21 protein-coding genes are annotated in these 19,260 nt (G+C 63.7%); 4 read left to right on the forward strand and 17 right to left on the reverse strand.

The annotated features are described in order from the left end of the window. Window positions 1-72 precede the first annotated feature (72 nt). On the forward strand, window positions 73-393 hold the full coding sequence (locus tag C8J33_RS10420; protein WP_132664065.1) for a hypothetical protein: 321 nt from the start codon (window positions 73-75) through the stop codon (window positions 391-393). Between the two features lie 75 nt (window positions 394-468). On the opposite strand, the gene C8J33_RS10425 is transcribed toward C8J33_RS10420, so the two are convergent. Continuing rightward, window positions 469-1,413 (reverse strand): nucleoside hydrolase, encoded by a 945-nt coding sequence (locus tag C8J33_RS10425; RefSeq protein ID WP_132664067.1) that lies wholly within the window; start codon window positions 1,411-1,413, stop codon window positions 469-471. Window positions 1,414-1,617: 204 nt separating this feature from the next. On the opposite strand from C8J33_RS10425, the gene C8J33_RS10430 reads away from it, so the two are divergent. The 3 genes from C8J33_RS10430 (at window position 1,618) to C8J33_RS10440 (ending at window position 3,452) form a co-directional block, all read left to right on the forward strand. Next, the gene (locus C8J33_RS10430; protein WP_110800256.1) at window positions 1,618-2,046 is read left to right on the forward strand and encodes an Hsp20 family protein; all 429 of its coding nucleotides are present in this window, start codon (window positions 1,618-1,620) and stop codon (window positions 2,044-2,046) included. Between the two features lie 140 nt (window positions 2,047-2,186). Continuing rightward, complete coding sequence (locus C8J33_RS10435) at window positions 2,187-2,444, forward strand: DUF1150 family protein (RefSeq protein ID WP_062595250.1); 258 nt, start codon at window positions 2,187-2,189, stop codon at window positions 2,442-2,444. 114 nt (window positions 2,445-2,558) lie between these two features. Beyond that, the gene (locus C8J33_RS10440; RefSeq protein WP_132664068.1) at window positions 2,559-3,452 is read left to right on the forward strand and encodes a DMT family transporter; all 894 of its coding nucleotides are present in this window, start codon (window positions 2,559-2,561) and stop codon (window positions 3,450-3,452) included. 12 nt (window positions 3,453-3,464) lie between these two features. Here C8J33_RS10440 and trmB read toward each other — a convergent pair whose 3' ends face one another. From trmB to murJ, 16 genes are all read right to left on the reverse strand, one after another. After that, window positions 3,465-4,181, reverse strand: a complete 717-nt coding sequence (trmB, locus tag C8J33_RS10445) for a tRNA (guanine(46)-N(7))-methyltransferase TrmB (protein WP_132664070.1) — start codon at window positions 4,179-4,181, stop codon at window positions 3,465-3,467. An 82-nt stretch (window positions 4,182-4,263) separates the two neighbouring features. Then, complete coding sequence (gene metK, locus C8J33_RS10450; RefSeq protein WP_110727242.1) at window positions 4,264-5,505, reverse strand: methionine adenosyltransferase; 1,242 nt, start codon at window positions 5,503-5,505, stop codon at window positions 4,264-4,266. 219 nt (window positions 5,506-5,724) lie between these two features. After that, window positions 5,725-6,150: a helix-turn-helix domain-containing protein gene (locus tag C8J33_RS10455; RefSeq protein ID WP_110800260.1), complete on the reverse strand. Its 426-nt coding sequence runs from the start codon at window positions 6,148-6,150 to the stop codon at window positions 5,725-5,727. Between the two features lie 151 nt (window positions 6,151-6,301). Continuing rightward, window positions 6,302-7,897 (reverse strand): apolipoprotein N-acyltransferase, encoded by a 1,596-nt coding sequence (lnt, locus tag C8J33_RS10460; RefSeq protein WP_132664072.1) that lies wholly within the window; start codon window positions 7,895-7,897, stop codon window positions 6,302-6,304. Window positions 7,898-8,085: 188 nt separating this feature from the next. Further along, window positions 8,086-9,300, reverse strand: coding sequence for a hemolysin family protein (locus tag C8J33_RS10465; protein ID WP_110800262.1), 1,215 nt, complete (start codon window positions 9,298-9,300; stop codon window positions 8,086-8,088). Window positions 9,301-9,312: 12 nt separating this feature from the next. Then, entirely contained in the window at window positions 9,313-9,828 is a 516-nt protein-coding gene (gene ybeY / locus C8J33_RS10470; RefSeq protein ID WP_132664074.1) for an rRNA maturation RNase YbeY, read from the reverse strand. 3 nt (window positions 9,829-9,831) lie between these two features. After that, the gene (locus tag C8J33_RS10475; protein WP_110800264.1) at window positions 9,832-10,878 is read right to left on the reverse strand and encodes a PhoH family protein; all 1,047 of its coding nucleotides are present in this window, start codon (window positions 10,876-10,878) and stop codon (window positions 9,832-9,834) included. Window positions 10,879-10,918: 40 nt separating this feature from the next. Beyond that, the gene (miaB, locus tag C8J33_RS10480) at window positions 10,919-12,310 is read right to left on the reverse strand and encodes a tRNA (N6-isopentenyl adenosine(37)-C2)-methylthiotransferase MiaB (RefSeq protein ID WP_132664076.1); all 1,392 of its coding nucleotides are present in this window, start codon (window positions 12,308-12,310) and stop codon (window positions 10,919-10,921) included. Window positions 12,311-12,601: 291 nt separating this feature from the next. Beyond that, the gene (locus C8J33_RS10485) at window positions 12,602-13,390 is read right to left on the reverse strand and encodes a lysophospholipid acyltransferase family protein (RefSeq protein ID WP_132664077.1); all 789 of its coding nucleotides are present in this window, start codon (window positions 13,388-13,390) and stop codon (window positions 12,602-12,604) included. Between the two features lie 7 nt (window positions 13,391-13,397). Next, window positions 13,398-13,898 carry a GNAT family N-acetyltransferase gene (locus C8J33_RS10490; protein WP_132445962.1) on the reverse strand — a complete coding sequence of 167 codons (501 nt, stop codon included), beginning with the start codon at window positions 13,896-13,898 and terminating at the stop codon, window positions 13,398-13,400. Between the two features lies 1 nt (window position 13,899). Then, complete coding sequence (gene tsaB, locus C8J33_RS10495; protein ID WP_132664079.1) at window positions 13,900-14,571, reverse strand: tRNA (adenosine(37)-N6)-threonylcarbamoyltransferase complex dimerization subunit type 1 TsaB; 672 nt, start codon at window positions 14,569-14,571, stop codon at window positions 13,900-13,902. Window positions 14,572-14,678: 107 nt separating this feature from the next. Further along, window positions 14,679-15,245 (reverse strand): NifU family protein, encoded by a 567-nt coding sequence (locus C8J33_RS10500; RefSeq protein WP_110733054.1) that lies wholly within the window; start codon window positions 15,243-15,245, stop codon window positions 14,679-14,681. A 174-nt stretch (window positions 15,246-15,419) separates the two neighbouring features. After that, window positions 15,420-15,911 (reverse strand): universal stress protein, encoded by a 492-nt coding sequence (locus tag C8J33_RS10505; RefSeq protein ID WP_110727263.1) that lies wholly within the window; start codon window positions 15,909-15,911, stop codon window positions 15,420-15,422. 74 nt (window positions 15,912-15,985) lie between these two features. After that, the gene (gene trpS, locus C8J33_RS10510; RefSeq protein WP_132664080.1) at window positions 15,986-17,050 is read right to left on the reverse strand and encodes a tryptophan--tRNA ligase; all 1,065 of its coding nucleotides are present in this window, start codon (window positions 17,048-17,050) and stop codon (window positions 15,986-15,988) included. Between the two features lie 118 nt (window positions 17,051-17,168). Next, entirely contained in the window at window positions 17,169-17,561 is a 393-nt protein-coding gene (locus C8J33_RS10515; RefSeq protein WP_132664082.1) for a VOC family protein, read from the reverse strand. A gap of 20 nt (window positions 17,562-17,581) precedes the next feature. After that, window positions 17,582-19,201 carry a murein biosynthesis integral membrane protein MurJ gene (murJ, locus tag C8J33_RS10520; RefSeq protein WP_132664084.1) on the reverse strand — a complete coding sequence of 540 codons (1,620 nt, stop codon included), beginning with the start codon at window positions 19,199-19,201 and terminating at the stop codon, window positions 17,582-17,584. Window positions 19,202-19,260: the final 59 nt, after the last annotated feature.

The raw sequence follows: 19,260 nt of genomic DNA on the forward strand, positions 1-19,260 counted from the left end.
GCAGCGTCTGCCTGACCGGAACCAATCCTTGCCCGAGGGCGTTTAGCGTTCGGTAGACAAGGAGAACCCGAAATGTCTTTCAATTCCTCCAGTGAAGATGTCAGCGCCCTTCGTGACGAAGTTGCGCGCCTGACGAAGATCGTTTCCTCGCAGGGCGCCCGCGCCTACAGCGACACGCGCGAGAAAGCGGCAGAAGCTTATGATGCGGCAGCGCCGTACGCCAAGAAGGCTGTGGCACAGGTCAAGGCCGAGAGCCGTGCCGTAGCGGATGTCGCCCGCGAACACCCCACCGGTATCGCTGGTGTCGTCGTTCTCGCAACGGCGATCGGCATTGCCGTCGGCTACATCCTTGGTTCGTCGAGCGAGCCCGAGCCCCGGTCCTGGTGGCGTTGAGTATTAGCTACAGAATCGATATCCAGAACCGCGCGTCCGCAAGGGTCGCGCGGTTTTTCGTTGACTGTACCCTGCTCAGAGGCGCGCGAGCCGCTCCGTCAGAAGATCGAAGAAACCGTCGGCATCGACGTCCTTCATGACCTTCGCATTGTGCGGGCGGCCCGTGACCTGCCACCAGTCCACGACGGTCATGCCGACCGTCAGCTCCGACGTCGTCTCGATCTCGACGTTGCAGTCCCGACCGGAAAAGAGCTCCGGGCGAAGCATGTAGGCGATCACGGTCGGGTCGTGCAGCGGGCCGCCATCGCTGCCGTATTTCTCGATGTCGAAGCGCTCGAAGAAATCGAGCATTTCCGCCATGGCGACGGCGGCCGGGCGGCCAATGGCGCGGATGCGATCGACGCGCGCTTTCAGCGTCATCACCTTGTGCGTCACGTCGAGCGGCATCATGACGATGGGCATGCCGGACTTGAAGACGATGTCGGCCGCTTCCGGATCGACATAGATGTTGAACTCCGCCGCCGGCGTGATGTTGCCGCCCTCGAAGAAGCCGCCGCCCATCATCACCAGTTCCTTGACCTGGCCTGCGATCTCCGGCGCCTTTTGCAGTGCCAGCGCGATATTGGTAAGAGCGCCCAGCGTGCAGAGGGTCACGGTTCCCTCGGGCTCGGCGCGCAGCGTCTCGATGATGAAATCCACCGCATGCGTGTCCTGCAGCGGCATGGTCGGCTCGGCGAGAATAGTGCCGTCGAGGCCGGTCGAGCCGTGGACGTGCTCCGCCGTGACGAGCGTGCGCGAGAGCGGTTTGTCGGCACCGGCATAGACCTTGACGTCCGGACGGCTAGAGAGCTCGCAGATGATGCGGGCGTTGCGGGCGGTGAGGCTCAGCGGCACGTTGCCGGCAACGGCCGTGATGCCGACGACGTCGAGCGCTTCCGGGCTTGCGAGCGCCAGCATGATGGCGGCCGCGTCGTCCTGTCCGGGATCGGTGTCGATGATGATCTTGGCGGGTGCGCTCACGGCGATATCCTTATCCTGCTGTCGATACCTCCTCCATAGAATGATTCCCTAAGCGCTGTCAGGCGTCGTTGCACGGCCGTGGTGATTCGCATGAAGAGAGGTGCGAAGCGGCTTGCGCGTCTTGGAGGTCCACCCCATATATTCAGCGCGGACGCCGCCTCGCGGGTTCGCGCATCGGTCGCTTGAGGTTTGCAAGGACGAGACATGAGCCGCCTGACGCCTTTTACGAGCCCGCTGATGCTGGGCTTCGACGCCATGGAGAAGACGCTCGAACGCGTCGCCAAGGGCAATGACGGCTATCCTCCCTATAATATCGAACGTGTGCGCGGCGGGATGGCGGAAGAGCCGGAGCGCCTGCGAATCACGCTCGCCGTGGCCGGCTTCGCCGAAGACGATCTCGACGTGACGATCGAGGAGAACCAGCTCGTCATTCGCGGCCGCCAGACCGACACGGAAGAGCGCGACTATCTCCATCGCGGGATCGCGGCACGTCAGTTCCAGCGCATGTTCGTGCTTGCCGAGGGCATGGAGGTGCTGAAGGCGGAATTGCGCAACGGACTGCTTTCCGTCGATCTCATTCGTCCGGAACCTGCTCGTATGGTAAAGAAAATTAACATTTTGGTCTCAGAGTGATCTCACCGGCAAGGGTGACCTCGCCGGCTGCAAGGCTGGCGACCCTGGTTGCGAATTTCGCCAATCCTCGCATGAAAACATAATCTTATGTCGCGTGACCTTTCCGAGGAAAGGTTCGTGCGGCAACGAGGAGAGAGTTCATGGGATTGAAGCACGTCAGCAGCCATTTGTCGAAAACCGACCTGGCACATCTTGGTGCAGGTGAAGTCGGTTACATCCGGAAAATGCGGTCTGACGAAGTCTCGCGCTGCTTTCCCGAGGCTCCCAGCATGGAGCCGGGTCTTGACCTCTGGGCCCTCTTCGGCGCCGATGGCACCCCGATTCTCCTCACCGACAACCGTTCCAGCACCTTCTTCAAGGCTGCCGAAGACGACCTGAAGACGGTCACGCTTCACTGATTCGCAGCCGTTGCCTGAACGACGCCGCCCGCCATGAAATTCGGCCATAGCGGCGTTCATATCTTCCCCGCAAAAGTCTTTGCCGTCCTGCCTGCCTTCGGATAACCGGAGGGCATGAAAAAGCAGGACATCGTCGCCTATCTGTTCCTCGCCTTCGCCTGGGGGCTATCGTTCCTCGTGCTCCTGCACGTGGTCGATGCCTTCGGCTGGGTCGGCGCGGTCACGTTGCGCAGTCTTGTCGCCGGCGGCACGCTTCTCGCCTTCGCAGCCTTGCGTCGCCGTGCTCTTCATTTCGGCGCACGCCGGCTCCCCTTCGTCATCGTCGGGGCAACCACGGTGGCCGGGCAGCTGATCGGCCTTTCCTATGCAACGCCGCGCATCGGAACGGCGATGGCCGCGATTCTGGTCGCCGCGATCCCGCTCTTCTCCATGGTGATCGCACATCTCTGGAAGCTGGAGCGCATGCGGGCGCAGGGGCTACTCGGGCTCGTCACCGGCACGATCGGGATCGTGCTGTTGGTTGGCTTTCCCGCTGTGCCCATCACGCCCGATTTTCTTCTCGGTTGTGCCGCGTCGCTCTTCAGTGCCTTCTGCGCCGCCTTCGGCAGCAATTATGCGAGCCACCGCCTGCGCGGCATCGGATCGCTGGAGGTTACGATCGGTGCATTTCTCTCGGGCGGGATCATGACGCTGCCGCTTCTGCTGGCGGTCCCGGTGCCGGGCCTGCCCTCATGGTCGGATGTCGGTGCGCTTCTGGTGCTTGCCTGCGTCATGAGCGCGCTGACCTACGTCACCTATTTCCGCCTCGTCGCCTCCATCGGCGCCACGCGCACGATCAGCGTCGAATTCGCGGTAACGGTCGTTGCCGTTCTCGTCGGCGCCGTCGTGCTCGACGAGCCGATCGCCCCCCTACAGATCGCCGGTGCCGCCGTCATTATCGCCGGCTGCGCGCTGGTGCTCGGCCTCTTGCCCTTCGGGCGCAAACCGAAGCTCAAGCCCGTCCCTTGACAATCCGAAGCCTCAGGCCTCTTTGCGCCGAAAGGTGAGATAGGCGGAGCTGCGCCCCTCGCGCCGTGCCTTGGCCTCGTAGCGCGTGCTCGGCCAGGTGTCGTAGGGCGTCAGCCAGTCGCTGGCGTTGCGGGCAGGCCAGTCGAAGGCGGCGTGACCGCGGCAGTGCAGCAGCGTCCAGTTCACATAGGTATCGATGTCGGAGGCAAAGCAGAACAGGCCGCCGGGCTTCAGCACGCGGGCGAAACGGTCGAGATTGACGGGCGAGACGAACCGGCGCTTCCAGTGCTTCCGCTTCGGCCAGGGGTCGGGATAGAGCAGGTCGATCTGGTCGATGCTCGCTGCCGGCAGCCAGTCGAGAACCTGCGTCGCATCGTCGTCATGCAGACGGATGTTGCGCGCGCCGACCTCTTCGATGCGTCCGACCAGCTTTGCCATGGAGTTGACGAAGGGCTCGACGCCGATGAAGCCGGTCGAGGGCTGCTCGACGGCGCGGTGGATCAGATGCTCGCCGCCGCCAAAGCCGATCTCCAGCCGCACGCGCTCAACGGCATCCGGGAAGAGGCTCTTCAGATCGTCCGGCGCGGGCGCATCGAGGTCGAGACGGAACGTCGGCAGGCCGTGTTCCAGCTGCGCTGCCTGGCTCGCCCGCAGCGGCTTTCCCTTGCGGCGGCCGAAAAAGGCCTCTGTGGCCCGGGTGGGGGACCCGGAGGGGCGCTTGTCTGTCATGCGCTGACGTCTCCAAAAACAAAAACGGATGCCGGTAAAGGCATCCGTTCTCTTGTCACACATTCACGCAAACCGAAACGGTTCAGGCGGTTTTCAGCGCATCCTTCAGCGGCTTGACGAGGTCGAGACGCTCCCAGGAGAACGAACCGTCGCGCCCAGCCTTGCGACCGAAATGGCCATAGGCCGATGTCTTGGCGTAGATCGGCTTGTTCAGGTCGAGATGGCGGCGGATGCCGGAGGGCGAAAGGTCGATCGTCTTGCGGATCGCGGCTTCGACTTCATCTTCGCTGATCTTTCCCGTGCCATGCAGATCGACATAGATCGAAAGCGGCTGGGCAACGCCGATGGCGTAGGACAGCTGGATCGTGCAGCGATCGGCCAGGCCAGCCGCCACGACGTTCTTGGCGAGGTAGCGGGCAACATAGGCTGCGGAACGATCGACCTTGGTCGTGTCCTTGCCCGAAAAGGCACCGCCGCCATGCGGTGCGGCACCACCATAGGTGTCCACGATGATCTTGCGGCCCGTGAGGCCTGCATCGCCATCCGGTCCGCCGATGACGAACTTACCGGTGGGGTTGATGTACCAGTTGCAGTCGGCCGCAATCTCGATGTCGTGCAGCGCTTCGCGGATATAGGGCTCGACGACGGCGCGCACCTTGGCGGAATCCCAGCTCTCGTCGAGATGCTGAGTCGACAGGACGATGGACGCGACCTCCTTCGGCTGTCCGTCGACGTAGCGCACGGTGACCTGGCTCTTTGCGTCCGGGCCCAGCTTGCCGGCATCGCCCTCGCCCTTCTTGCGGGCAGCCGCGAGCAAATGAAGGATACGGTGAGAGTAATAGATCGGGGCCGGCATGAGATCGGCGGTTTCGCGGCAGGCGTAACCGAACATGATGCCCTGGTCGCCGGCACCTTCGTCACCCTGCTTGTCGGCTGCGTTATCGACGCCCTGGGCGATATCGGCCGACTGCGAGTGCAGCAGCACGTCGATCTTCGCGGTCTTCCAGTGGAAGCCGTCCTGTTCGTAGCCGATTTCGCGGATGGCCTTGCGGGCAGCCGTCTTGAACTTGGCCGGATTGATGACGTCCTTGCCGTTCTTGTCCTTCTTCATCAGGCTCGGCGGCAGGCGGACCTCACCGGCGATCACCACGCGGTTCGTGGTCGCCAGCGTTTCGCAGGCGATGCGCACGCCCCAGGGATCGACACCCGTCTTTGCTGCTTCGCGATAGACCAGATCGACGATCTCGTCCGAAATCCGGTCGCAAACCTTATCGGGATGTCCCTCGGCCACGGACTCGGAAGTAAACAGGTAGTTAGCACGCATGCGGGACGTCCCCTCAGTGAAAACAGGCTTCGACGGTGTAGTAAGTATGCCCGTAAAAGACAAGCGCACAAGGACATAAATATATCTTTATATCAACAAATGAGGTTGTTTATTGCCGAATTTTGGCTTGCTGCGGCGTGAAACCGATTTTTCACAGCGTCCTGGTCGACATGAAAAAAGCGGCCCGTAAGCCGCTCTTTTCATACGAATCTCATTGCATTATTCCGAGTCGACGTCTGCCGCGAGCGCCTTGACCAGATCGACGATCTTGCGCCGGACCTTGGGGTCACCGATCTTGACGAAAGCCCGGTTCAACTGGAGGCCTTCGGACGACGATAGGAAGTCGACGACATAGTTGGAGCTTGAGGCTTCGGCCATGCCGGACGCACCGCTGCCGGACCCGCCATCTCCAGGCGCATCTTCGAAGAAGAAGGACACCGGAACATTGAGAATAGCGGAGATGTTCTGAAGACGGCTCGCACCGACACGGTTTGTGCCTTTTTCGTATTTCTGAATTTGCTGAAATGTAATGCCGAGTGCTTCGCCCAGCTTCTCCTGGCTCATTCCAAGCATTGTCCGGCGAAGCCTGATCCGACTTCCGACATGGATGTCGATCGGATTCGGCTTCTTTTTGTTCTCAATCATAGCGGGTTCCTATTATTCGAAGTTACTTCAGCCCGTACTTCGGCCGTTGCAAAGAGCAGACCACATGCCATGCCACATAGTCCGGGTCATTCCCCTCCGAGCATAGGTGCGTTTGACGGCAGCGGCACTATGCAACTTCGCGCGTTTTGGGTCAATTCTGCCGAAAAACAAAACCAAAACGAGAAAGTATCGCGAACACCATCATAAACAGCACCAGAACGAGAGCGTGCCTCCGCTGTTGCTCGGGCGCGGCGACCAAAGCCGCACGACCGGGCAGAATTGTGTCGAAAAAGCCACGTTCGCCAAGAGAAAGGCCGGATACAACATTTCCTCGCGCATCGATGACCGCTGAAATGCCGGAATTGGCCGCGCGGATCATCGGGACGCCATTCTCGACCGCGCGCAGGCGCGCCTGCTGGAAGTGCTGGTAGGGCCCCGGCGTATCGCCGAACCAGGCGTCATTGGTGATGTTGAGCAGCGCGCCGGTGGAGAGCGCGTCGCTGCCGATCTCGTTCGGGAAAATCGCCTCGTAGCAGATCAGGGGATAAAGCGTGCGCCCGCCCGGCAGCGTCAGGATGGTGCGGGTGGCTGCTGATGAGAAGCCGCCCGGCATCGAGGCGGCGATCGCATTCAGCCCCATGCGCGACAGCAAATCCTCGAACGGCAGATACTCGCCGAAGGGCACGAGGTGGACCTTGTCGGCGGCGCCGACGATCTGGCCTTGATCGTCGATGACATAGACGGAATTGTAGTAACGCGGCGGCAGGCCGGCGCCCGCATCTTCCGTGCGGACAGCGCCGGTAACGAGGAGCTGCCCGTCCTGCAGCACATCGGCGATCCGCGTCAGGGCATCCGGGTTGTCCGTGAGGATGAAGGGAACAGCCGTTTCCGGCCAGACGATGATATCCGGCCGCTTGCCACCCGTCTCGGGCGGCGCTGCGCTCAGCGCCAGATGGGCCTCGAAGACGGAGGCGCGCTCGCTGTCATCGAGTTTTCTGGCCTGATCGATGACGGGCTGGACGATCCTCACCGTTGTCTGCGGCTCGGCTGCGGGCGGCTGGGGCTCGTGCAGACGATAGGCGCCATAGCCGACATGAGCCGCGACCAGAGCGGCCGCGAGCGTCAGCCCGACGCCCATGCCCTTGCGGGTGCCAATGAGGGCGGGCGCGGCATAGACGAAGACGGCGAGCAGGTTGATGCCGACCATGCCGACCAGCGAGACCGACTGCATGAGGAGCGGCACCGGCATGGCGGCCATTCCGATCGTGTTCCAGGGGAAGCCCGTGAACAGAACGCCGCGCAGCCATTCGGCGCCTGCGAAGGCAACGGCGAGCGCCGCGATGCGCCCTGCCCCGTCGGACCAGAGCAGACGGGCGACGAAGGCCGCCAAGCCGTAATAGATCGCAAGCACGGCGGGCAGGCCGACAACGGCGAGCGGCAGCGCCCAGGCGAAGGTGTCGGCCTCCACCAACAGCGCATTGCCGAGCCACCAGAGACTGCCGAGGAGATAACCGAAGCCGAAGCACCAGCCGAGCGAGAAGGCAGGCAGCGCCCGGCGAAGCGGGCCGTGTTCCGGCTGACCGGACGTGCCGTCGAGCAGCCAGACGAGAACGGGGAAGGTCAAAAACGGAACGGCGAAGATGTTGAAGGGCGGCAAGGCGAGGACCGTGACCAGCCCGGCCAGAAACGCAAGGGATGCCCGCCGTAGACCCGACGACAGCATGATCCTGCCGGCCAAACGTTCCATTCGCAATCCTATCCGCCTGCTACGATGCGGGTATCCGGCACCGTGCTCCACGATGATCCCGTGGCACCGGTCGATGTCCCACGCTCTTCATGATGCATCAGGCATGCCCAGAGCATGTGTCCTGTTGCTGATCGACGCGCCGGAAAAAGCCATGCCACGACCTGCCCTGCGGAACGGCGTCGCAGCCGTCAGCGGCCGGACGGCTCTTCGGTGGAGGTCGCTTCGGTCCGTGGGGGCTCGACACCGATGTCTTCCTCGCCCTTCACGGTCACGCGGCGGCGGGCCGGTGGGCGCTTGCGGACGATCCGGACCTTCTTCACGCGCCGGGGGTCGGCATCCAGAACCTGGAATTCGAATCCCGGCAGGGCCTGCACGACCTCGCCGCGGGCGGGAATGCGGCCGAGGGATGCGAACACCAATCCACCCAGCGTATCCACTTCCTCCAGTTGCTCGCGCACGTCGAAATCGGGACCGATCGCAGCCGCGATCACCTCGAGCTCGACGCGGGCATCTGCCACGAAGATGTCGTCCGACGTGCGGGAGAACATGACCTCGCTGTCGTCATGCTCGTCCTCGATATCGCCGACGACCATTTCGACGATGTCCTCCAGCGACGCCAGCCCATCGGTGCCGCCATATTCATCGATGACGAGCGCCATCTGGATGCGCGCGGCCTGCATGCGCTGCATGAGGTCGGAGGCATGCATGGACGGGGGCACGAACAGAACCTGGCGAATGATGCCCGCCTCTTCCACCGTCTTGTCGAGATCGATACGGGCGAGGTCGATGCCGGCGCGCGGCTGGCGCTGCACCTTCTGAGGACGATCCGCGGCCAGGGCCGCCACGGCCGGCGATGCCGCCACGCGGGGCGGGCCGCGGCGGTGGGCGCGCGCCTGCTTCGTCACATAGGAGAGGAGATCGCGGATGTGGACCATCCCGCGGGGATCATCGAGGCTTTCGCTGTAGACCGGCATGCGCGAGCGCCCGGACTCCTCGAAGATGATCATGAGTTCGCCGATGGTAATGCTCTGGTCGACGGCCTCGATATCGGCCCGCGGCACCATCACATCCTCTACGCGCACTTCGCGAAAGCGCAGGATGTTGTTGAGCATGGCGCGCTCGGCCGGCGAGAAGACCTCGTCGGCCCCCGGATCCGCCATCAGGGCGTCGGCAAGATCCTCGCGGATCGTGGCGCCGTTCGGGCTGCGGAACAGGCGGGCCGCACGGGCCCAGAAAGAGGTATGGTGCCGGTGGCCTTCCGGCTTGTGGGCCTCGGGCTTAAGGGCGTCGGCGGCTTCGGCCTCGTAGGCTTGGACCGCGCTACTACTGCCCGGTTCGTCCTGACTGGAGGCGTCGGCATCGTCTTTGCCAGCCACGGCCGGCTGTGATCTGAAGTCGCTCATCGTTCCAAACTGTCAAACGGGATCGCTGTCCCCATAAGGATCAGATACCCCAAGACCCGAGAGAATGCGAGTCTCCAGCTGTTCCATTTGCTCCGCATCCTCTGTTTCCAGGTGGTCGTAGCCGAAAAGATGCAGGAAACCATGTACCAGAAGATGTGTCAGATGGTCATCGAAGGGCTTCCCGAGGTCTTCTGATTCGCGCACCAGCGTCTCGTAAGCCAGCACGATATCGCCCAGCATCGGGCCCGGCATGCCGCCGGGTACCACGGGAAAGGCCGGGAAGGACAGGACGTTCGTCGGCTTGTCCTGGCTGCGCCATTCCGCATTGATGCTGCGGATTTCCGCGTCGCTGGTGAAGACGAGAGACAGTTCCGGCGTCATCTTCGGAAAGGGCTGGCCCTCTTCGCGCGCGAGAAAGGCGGCGGCATGTTCGAGGATGCGCGTGCTCGATGCCTCGAGCACGGCTTCATCCGGCCAGCCGCCTTCCTCGACGCTGACCTGAAGTTCCAGCAAGGATGTATGCGACATGCTTTACAGGCTTTCGTCCGGCACGGCCGTCTGCGCCTCGTAGGCCCGCACGATCCGCGCGACCATCGGGTGGCGCACGACATCAACGTCTTTGAAGCGCACGACCGACACGCCCTCGACCTCTTTCAGAATCTGCAGCGCTTCCACGAGGCCCGACTTGGTGCCACGCGGCAAGTCGACCTGGCTTGGGTCGCCGGTCACGATCATGCGACCGTTCTCGCCGAGTCGCGTCAGGAACATCTTCATCTGCATGGTCGTCGTGTTCTGCGCCTCGTCGAGAATGACGACGGCGTTGCCGAGTGTGCGGCCGCGCATGAAGGCGAGCGGGGCGATTTCGATGACGCCGGCGGTGATCGCCCGCTCGACCTTGTCGCCGGGCATCATATCGTAGAGCGCATCATAAAGCGGGCGGAGATAAGGATCGACCTTCTCCTTCATGTCGCCGGGCAGGAAGCCGAGGCGCTCGCCGGCCTCGACGGCCGGGCGCGAGAGGATGATGCGATCGACCGCGCCGCGTTCCAGAAGCTGTGCGGCATAGGCAACAGCGAGGTAAGTCTTGCCGGTACCGGCCGGGCCGACGCCGAAGACGAGCTCGGAGCGTTCCAGCGCGCGGATATAGGCATCCTGCGTCGGCGTGCGGGCGGCAATGGTCTTCTTGCGGGTCGAGATCTGCGCGAGGTTCAACTTGGCCTTCTTCTCCATGGTGGGAAGCTGCAACTGGTCGTCGGCGGCAACGGCCATGCGGATCGCGCCCTCGACGTCAGAGGTCTCAACCGTGCTGCCCTTTTGCAGGCGACCGTAGAGATAATCCAGTGCCCGGCGCGCCTGATTGGTCGCCGTCACCTCGCCCGAGATCGCCACGGAATTGCCGCGCGGGCGGGCATCCACATGCAGGCGCTGCTCGATGAGCTTGAGGTTCTGATCGTATTGTCCGAACAGCTCGCTCGCAAAGCGGTTGTTCTCGAAGGTGAGCACGAAGTGATTGGCGTCTGTCGTAGGCGTTGTCTTCGACTGGCGCGGCGGGTTTGAAACCAATTCGTGTCCGTTCAAGCGGCAGGGCTCCCGAGGATGACGTCAGGCCCTGATTGTATCAGTCGTCGACCACGTCGGCAAACAAACTGTTAGGACCCGCGGCGGTGATTCGTACCTTGATAATGTCACCGATTTCCACGCCCTTTGCATCAACATTCACCGACTGCAGCCAGGGCGAGCGACCGATAAGTTGGCCGGGCATGCGGCCGGGCTTTTCCAGAAGCAGATCGATCGTGCGGCCGATGCAGCTTTCGTTAAAGGCGCGCTGCTGCTCGAGAAGCAAAGCCTGTAGCGTTTCCAAGCGCTTGGCCTTGATATCCTCCGGCACCTGATCCTTGAGGTCCGCGCCGGGTGTGCCGGGACGGGTTGAATATTTGAACGAAAATGCCTGTGCATAACCAATGGTGCGCACGAGGCTCAGCGTGTCCTCGAAATCCGCATCGGTCTCGCCGGGGAAGCCGACGATGAAATCGCCCGACAAAGCGAGGTTCGGCTGGGCGCGGCGGATTCGCTCGACCAGCGCTACATATTCGGCCGCCGTGTGACGCCGGTTCATGGCCTTGAGGATACGGTCCGAGCCCGACTGGACCGGCAGATGCAGGTAGGGCATCAGCGCCGGCAGGGAGCGGTGCGCCTCGATCAGGCTGTCGTCCATGTCGCGCGGGTGGCTGGTGGTGTAGCGCAGGCGCGCGAGGCCATCGATTTCCGACAGCCGTTGCAGGAGAGCGCCGAGGCCCTCGCCGCCCGCCGTGACGGTACCGTGCCAGGCGTTGACGTTCTGTCCGAGTAGCGTGATTTCGCGAACGCCGGCGGACACCAGCTTCTCGGCTTCCGCGACGATCTGCGCCATGGGGCGGGAGACTTCCGAGCCGCGCGTATAGGGTACGACGCAGAAGGTACAGAACTTGTCGCAGCCTTCCTGCACGGTGAGGAAGGCTGTGACCCCGCGCGCACGGGTCTTTGCCTTGTCGGGCGCCGGCAGATGTTCGAACTTGTCCTCGATCGCGTAGTCGGTTTCGAGCACGCGCTCGCCGCGGCTGACGCGCTTCAGCGCCTCCGGCAGACGGTGATAGGTCTGCGGCCCGATGACGAGATCGACGGCGGGCGCCCGACGCAGGATCTCGTCGCCCTCGGCCTGCGCCACGCAGCCGGCCACGCCGATCATCATCTCACGCCCTTCGCCCGCCTTGCGCTTCTTCAGGTCGCGCAGTCGGCCAAGGGCGGAGTAGACCTTTTCGGCTGCCTTCTCCCGGATATGACAGGTGTTCAGAAGAACGAGATCCGCATCCTCCGCATTGTCGGTCGCGACATAGCCATCCTTCGCCAGCGCGTCCGTCATCCTGTCGGAATCATAGACGTTCATCTGACAGCCATAGGTCTTCACGAAGACCTTTTTCGTCGGCGTCGGAGCGAGGGCGGATGCGGGAGCAAGGAGCGTTTGGTCGGTCATGCCAGGTGCATAGCGCAAATCAGGGTGGAAATGAAGCGATGTGGGTTTGGTAAGGTGTCGGGATGGGAGATAGGAAAAAGGAAGGAAAAACCCTCTCTGCCCTGCCGGGCATCTCCCCACAAGGGGGGAGAAGACGTGGGGCAAGGCCTCGCTCCCCGATTAAATGCCTCGGTGGAGCAGACTCTTTTTTGTGCGCACGCCCGAAGATGGAGCGAGCGACCACCGCGAGTCTTCTCCCCCCTTGTTGGGGAGATGCCCGGCAGGGCAGAGAGGGTTTTCCTTAAAACATCCTCACCGCCCCCGAAGCCGCGCCAGCAGCATTGTCTTCAGTTGCGTCTCCACCTCCCGGCTCACCAGCTTGCGGTTGCTGGCGGCGCGGTAGGCGATGGTGTCGCCGAAGACGAGATCGACGTCGACGGCGCCTTCGCGCAGGATGCCCATGAGATGTGGCACCAGCTCGATATCGCCCGGCCAGGCGGCGATGGGGCGGTGGTAGCGGCCCATCGGCATACCGTGGACTTTTGTGTAGGCGATGGCGACCGGCTGGACGTGGACGATCCCCTCAGGCGCCAGCGGTACGGCGGCAGCGGCGGCTCCGAAAAGCGAGGTCTTGATCTCCAGCAGCCGGTTGCCATCAGAGGTCGTGCCTTCGGGAAAGAGCACGACGATTTCGCCCGCGGCGAGGCGTGCGCCGATCTCGTTGACCTGATTGCCCGTGGTGCGCTTCTGCTCGCGTGCGACGAAGATGGTTGCCTGCAGACGGGCGAGCAGGCCGAACACGGGCCATGCCTTTACCTCTGCTTTTGCGATGAAGACGACATCTGCGACCGAGCCGAGGGCGAGGATGTCCTTCCAGCTGACATGGTTCGCCACGAGCAGGAGCGGTCGCCGTGTATCCAGCGCGCCGTGGACATGCACCCGAAGCCCGATCATGCGGCAGGCGATACGGTGCCAGAGGCGCGGCAGGGTTCGCCTTGCCGGTCCGTTGCGCCAGAGCAGGAAGAGCTGCACCGGCGCGAGCAGAAGCGTCGCCAGAACGAGGAGCGAGACGCAGACAACGATCCGGAGCCAGACGATCATCGGCCGCTCAGAGATCGAGACGGAGAACGTCGGCACCGCCGGGGGCGGCATCCGGGCCGGACGGCTTGTAATAGGCCTTGCGCTCGCCGACCTTGCGAAAGCCAAGCCGGCGGTAGAGCGCCAGTGCGGCCACATTGGCCTGATCGACCTCGAGGAACATCGCCTCTGCGCCATCCTGTCGGGCACGGCCGAGCGCCGCCTGCATCAGGCGCCATCCGAGGCTGACCCTGACATAGCGGGGATCGACGCCAATGGTCAGAATTTCCGCTTCGCCGCCGGCCGACCGCGTCAGCACGAAGCCGCCCATCGCCGATCCACTGGCCGCATTGTTCTGGCGGGCGACGAAGCCGAAGACGCTTTCCTGCAGAAGCAGTGCGTGAAATTCGCTGGCGCTCCAGGCCGGCTTGAAAAGAGCGGCGTGAATGCGCGCGACGCCTGGGAGATGATCGACATTCATGTCGAAGATATCGAACTCCGGACGGCGGATGAAGTAATCGATCAGTGCCATCTCAGGCGCGTGCCACGGCAAAGCCCGCCTGAGAGCGGACGTCCGGGCCTCGGAGGTAGAGCGGTTTCGGCAGGGCGATCGCGGGATCGGCGGCCGCGCCGAGCTTTGCCACGACCGCGATATCGGCAGTATCGAACGGCCTTTCGCTCGCTTGCGCCGCTGCGTCTTCGCGCAACAGGGATGCGCCGGAGCCGCTGATCGTGCCGGCAAAGGTGGCGAACCCGGTCCGGGCGGAGCCGACATCGAGCGCTTCGGCTTCAGCCATCGGCTGTCCCGCGGCGTCGAACGTCTGGAGATAGACCTCCTCGCGCTTGGCATCGGTGACGATGAGGACGGGATGGCCGGGCGCGGCTGCGAGCGTGGATGTGGCCAGTGCCTGCAGGACGGAAATGCCGACGACGGGACGGCCCAGAGCAAGCCCGAGGCCTCGGGCTGTGGCCACGCCGACGCGGATGCCGGTAAAGGAGCCGGGACCGATGGTGACGGCGATGCGATCGACCTTGTCCATCTCGAGGCCGGCCGCCTCCAGTGCTTCGTCGATGAAGCCCATCAAGCGCTCGGCATGGCCGCGGCCGATATCGGCGCCAGCAATGCTCAGCGTCGCGTCGCGCGCGGCATCATAGAGCGCGACGTTACAGGCCGTGCCGGCAGTGTCGATGGCAAGAACGATCATGCGGAAGGATGGCCCCGTCTCAGGATGCCCGTCCCCCGGGCGGTCGTTGATCCCCTCGGAAGCGCCGCCCCCGGCGCCTCCTGAAGGGCAGTCTTATCGGTTGCGGATCAGACCGCTTCGACGGCCTGAACCTCGGGCACGAAGTGGTGCAGAAGATTCTGCACGCCATGCTTCAGGGTCGCGGTCGAAGAGGGGCAGCCCGAACAGGCGCCCTTCATGTTGAGGAAGACCGTGCCGTCGCGAAAACCCTTGAAGGTGATGTCGCCGCCGTCCTGAGCGACGGCCGGGCGGACGCGGGTTTCCAGCAGTTCCTTGATGGTCGCGACGATGGTCTCGTCGCCCTTCTCGAAGAACTCGCCTTCCTGATCGACCTCTTCCGCACGGCCCTGCCCCGCCATGATCGGCTGGCCAGACATGAAGTGCTCCATGATGGAGCCGAGGATGGCGGGCTTCAGGTGCTGCCACTCGGCATCCGCCTTGGTGACGGTGATGAAGTCGTAGCCGAAATAGACGCCGGTGACGCCGGGAATGTCGAAGATGCGGGCGGCAAGCGAGGAACTCGCGCGGGCCTCGGTCTCGTCGCGAAACTCGGCCGTGCCGGTTTCCAGCACGACCTTGCCCGGCAGGAACTTCAGCGTTGCGGGGTTCGGGGTCGATTCGGTCTGAATGAACATGATGTGCTCCCTGTCGGGTCAAGGCCGACGGTCAAAGAATGCCGGATGAGCATAGGCGTCTCGAGCCTCGCCATCAAGCCTGCGCTCCGACCGTGAAATGGTGATTGCCGAGCGTGCATACCAGAGGTGCAGGTCGTTGGACAGAAAGATCCGTCACCGACAGGCTGCGTCCGATCAGCTCAGCGCGTCGATCTCTTCGTCCGTCAGCAAATCCGGGATGACGGTGACGGGGATCGGGAAGACTGCCGTCTTGCCGGCGATGGAGGCGACCAGCGGGCCGGGGCCGTCCTTATAGGAGCCGGCGGCGAGAACGAGGATGGCGATATCGCGGTCTTCCTCGATGAGGCCGTAGATCTGCTCGGTCGGAAGCCCCTCGCGGATGATCATTTCCGGCTCGATGCCGATCTTCTCGCGCACGTCATGGGCGACCTTTGCAAGTGTCGCTTCCGCTTCGGCACGGGCCTCGGCCCGCATGATTCCCTCGACGCCCAGCCATTGCTGGAAATCGCCATCGGGAATGACATAGAGCAGAGCGAGGGCGCCGGAGGAATGCTTGGCGCGCATGCCGGCATAGTGGACGGCGCGGCCGCATTCCGGGGTGTCGTCGATCACCGCCAGAAACTTGCGGCGGTGACCTTCCATGCGTGAGAGACGTGTCGAGACCATGTGGGAACTCTGACATTCGCGCCGGCCCTTCGCAAGGCCGTTTTCGTCTCGTCCCCGTCCGGTGACGGAAGCGCCTACTGGAGGAAGCCGATGATCTCGCGAACCTCGCGCATCGTGGTTTCCGCCCGCGCCCGCGCCCGCTCGCCGCCATCGCGCAAGATGGCATCGATGTGGCTGGTGTCGCCCATCAGCCGCGACATTTCGCCGGTGATCGGCGCGAGGACGTTGACGGCGAGATCGACCAGCGCCGGCTTGAAGACGGAGAACTGCTGGCCGCCGAACTCGGCGAGGATCTCGGCCTTGGTGCGGTCGGCAAGGGCTGCGTAGATGCCGACGAGATTGTCGGCTTCCGGGCGTCCGGCAAGACCTTCGATCTCCGAGGGCAAGCCATCCGGATCGGTCTTTGCCTTCCGGATCTTCTTCGAGATCGTCTCGGCGTCATCCACGAGGTTGATGCGCGAGAGATCGGACGGATCGGACTTCGACATCTTCTTCGTGCCATCGCGCAGGCTCATGACGCGCGGCGCCGGCCCGTCGATCATCGGCTCGACCATCGGGAAATAGGCATGCACCGGCTTCTCGCCGACCGTGATGTCGACGCCCTTGCCGCCCTTGCGGATGTGGGTCTGATAATCGAGGTTGAACTTCATGGCGATATCGCGTGTGAGCTCCAGATGCTGCTTCTGATCGTCGCCGACCGGTACATGCGTCGCGCGGTAGACGAGGATGTCGGCGGCCATCAGGCTGGGATAGGCAAGCAGCCCCAGCGAGGCATTCTCGCGGTCCTTGCCGGCCTTGTCCTTGAACTGCGTCATGCGGTTCATCCAGCCGATGCGCGCGACGCAGTTGAAGATCCAGGCGAGCTCCGCGTGCTGCGGCACGGCCGACTGGTTGAAGACGATATGGGCCTTCGGGTCGATGCCGGAGGCGATGAAGGCTGCTGCAATCGAGCGGATCTGACCCGGCAGGTCCTCATGCACCAGCTGCGCCGTGATCGAATGCAGGTCCACCACACAATACATGCAGTCGTTGTTGTCCTGCAGCGCCACGAATTTGCGGATCGCGCCGAGATAATTGCCGAGGTGAAGATTGCCTGTCGGCTGGACACCGGAGAAGACGAGCGGCGGAAAGTTTGACATGGAGACCTCGATCGGGCGCGGGAAATCATGCGGTCTGCCGCGGAAACGGCCGGCAGAATTTTCCGGGCTTATGCACGGGCGGTGCCCGACAATCAAGGTGGTTCTCTGTCTGTCAGTCTCAACCGGCCGGCTGCAGGAGATCCCAGAGATTGCCGAAGGGATCGGCAAAGACCGCAACGGTGCCGTAAGGCTCATGCCGCGGCTCTTCGCGAAAGGCGACGCCCTTGGCGAGCATGGCGGCGTGGTCGCGCGCGAAATCGTCGGTGTGCAGAAAGAACGCGACGCGCCCGCCGGTCTGGTTGCCGATGGCCGCCGCCTGCGCCGCGCCGTCCGCCTTGGCGATCAGCAGCGCGGTTTCGCGCGCACCGCGGGGCCGCAGCAGCACCCAGCGCTTGCCGTCCCCCATGTCGAGATTTTCCAGAAGCTCGAAGCCGAGGCTGTCACGATAGAAGGCGATGGCGTCGTCGTAATCGGGCACCACGAGGGTGATGCGGGCGATGGTCTGTTGCATCGGTTGCCTCGTGGCTGTGGTCACATTTGCGGCGGAGGCAGGACGCTGGTGTCCGCCTCCTCCTGAGCGGTTTCGGGGCGCGGCTTGCGCTTCAGGTTGCGGCGGAGCATCGAGGCGTCGGCGCCGCCGATGGCGAAGGCGAGCGCGAAATAGACGATCATCGCCATGCCGATCAGCAGCATCAGGGCCGTCAGCTGCGTCAGAAGACGCGCCTGCGGGGTCAGCCAGTCGGCAAGGTAGCCAGAGGCGTAGTGCAGCGCGACGGCCATAACGACCGTTGCCGCGACCAGACGCAGGACGCGCGAAAACAAGGCTGGCTCCCACTCCCAGTGGCCGCGGCGGACGAGCGTCACGAAGAGCAGCACCGTCGTCAGCCAGCCGGAGGCGGCTTCGGCCGTGGCGATGCCGCGTTCGCCGTAGATCGGGAACAGCGATACGGCGAGCAGGCAGTTGAAGGCGACCGAGATGCCGGTGAACCGCATCGGCGTCTTGGTGTCTTCGCGCGCGAAGAAGCCGGGGTTGAGCGCCTTGATCATCACGAAGGCGGGAAGGCCGAGGCCATAGATCGCCAGCGTCGAGGCGACCGTCGCCGTGGTGGCCGGCGAGAAGGCGCCGCGCTCGTAAAGCACACGCACGATCTCGTCGGAGATGACCCAGATGGCGCCGGCGGCCGGCAGCGTGAGGAACAGCACGAATTCGAGCGAGCGGTTCTGCAGGTTCGCCGCTTCCTTCACCGCACCGCCGCGAAGGGCGCGCGACAGCTCGGGCAGAAGCACCACGCCGACGGCGATGCCGACGACGCCGAGCGGCAGCTGGTAGACCCGGTCGGCATATTGCAGCACGGCGATGGCGCCGTCCTTGGTGGAGGCGATCATCTGGCCGATCAACTGGTTGATCTGAGTGATGCCACCGGTGATGGCGGCGGGAAAGGCGAGCACCAGCAGGCGCTTGACGTTGGGCGTGTAGCGCGGGCGGCGTAGGCCGAACCGCATGCCCGCATGGCGCACGCCTGCATAAAGCACCGCCATCTGCAGGATACCGGCAACGAGCACGCCCCAAGAGAGATACCAGGCCGTCATCAACGGGTCGGCGCCGGTCCAAAGACCATAGGCGAGTGCTGCAATCAGGGTCAGGTTCAGAAAGACGGGGGCGATGGCGGCGGCGAAATAATGGTGCAGCGAGTTCAGCATGCCCGACAGCATCGCCGTCAGCGACATGCACATGAGATAGGGAAACATCACGATGGCGAGCTTGACCGTGACGTCGAACTTCTCGGGATCGTTGACGAAACCCGGCGCGATGATCGTCGAGACGATCAGCGGCATGGCCAGTTCCATGGCGATGGTGATGACGAGCAGCACCGTAAAGAGGACGCCGAGAACCTCCTCGGAAAAGCGCTTCGCACCGTCGATGCCGTTCGCCTCGATCTCCTTGGCAAACAGCGGCACGAAGGCGGCGTTGAACGCGCCTTCGGCAAAGAGGCGGCGGAAGAGATTGGGAAAGCGGAACGCGGCGTAGAAGGCATCGGCCATGGGGCCGGTGCCCAGCGCCGCGGCCATCAGCGTCTCGCGGCCGAAGCCGAGCAGCCGGCTGCCGAGCGTGGCTCCGCCGACGGTTGCAAACTTGCGGGCAAGGCTCATCCGTCAGCTTTCATCTTGCGGGACCCGGCGGACCGCGTGTTCGACGGGGCCGCCGCACC

It is taken from the genome of Rhizobium sp. PP-CC-3G-465 (genome assembly GCF_004343445.1).
GTDB classification, from domain to species: domain Bacteria; phylum Pseudomonadota; class Alphaproteobacteria; order Rhizobiales; family Rhizobiaceae; genus Ferranicluibacter; species Ferranicluibacter rubi.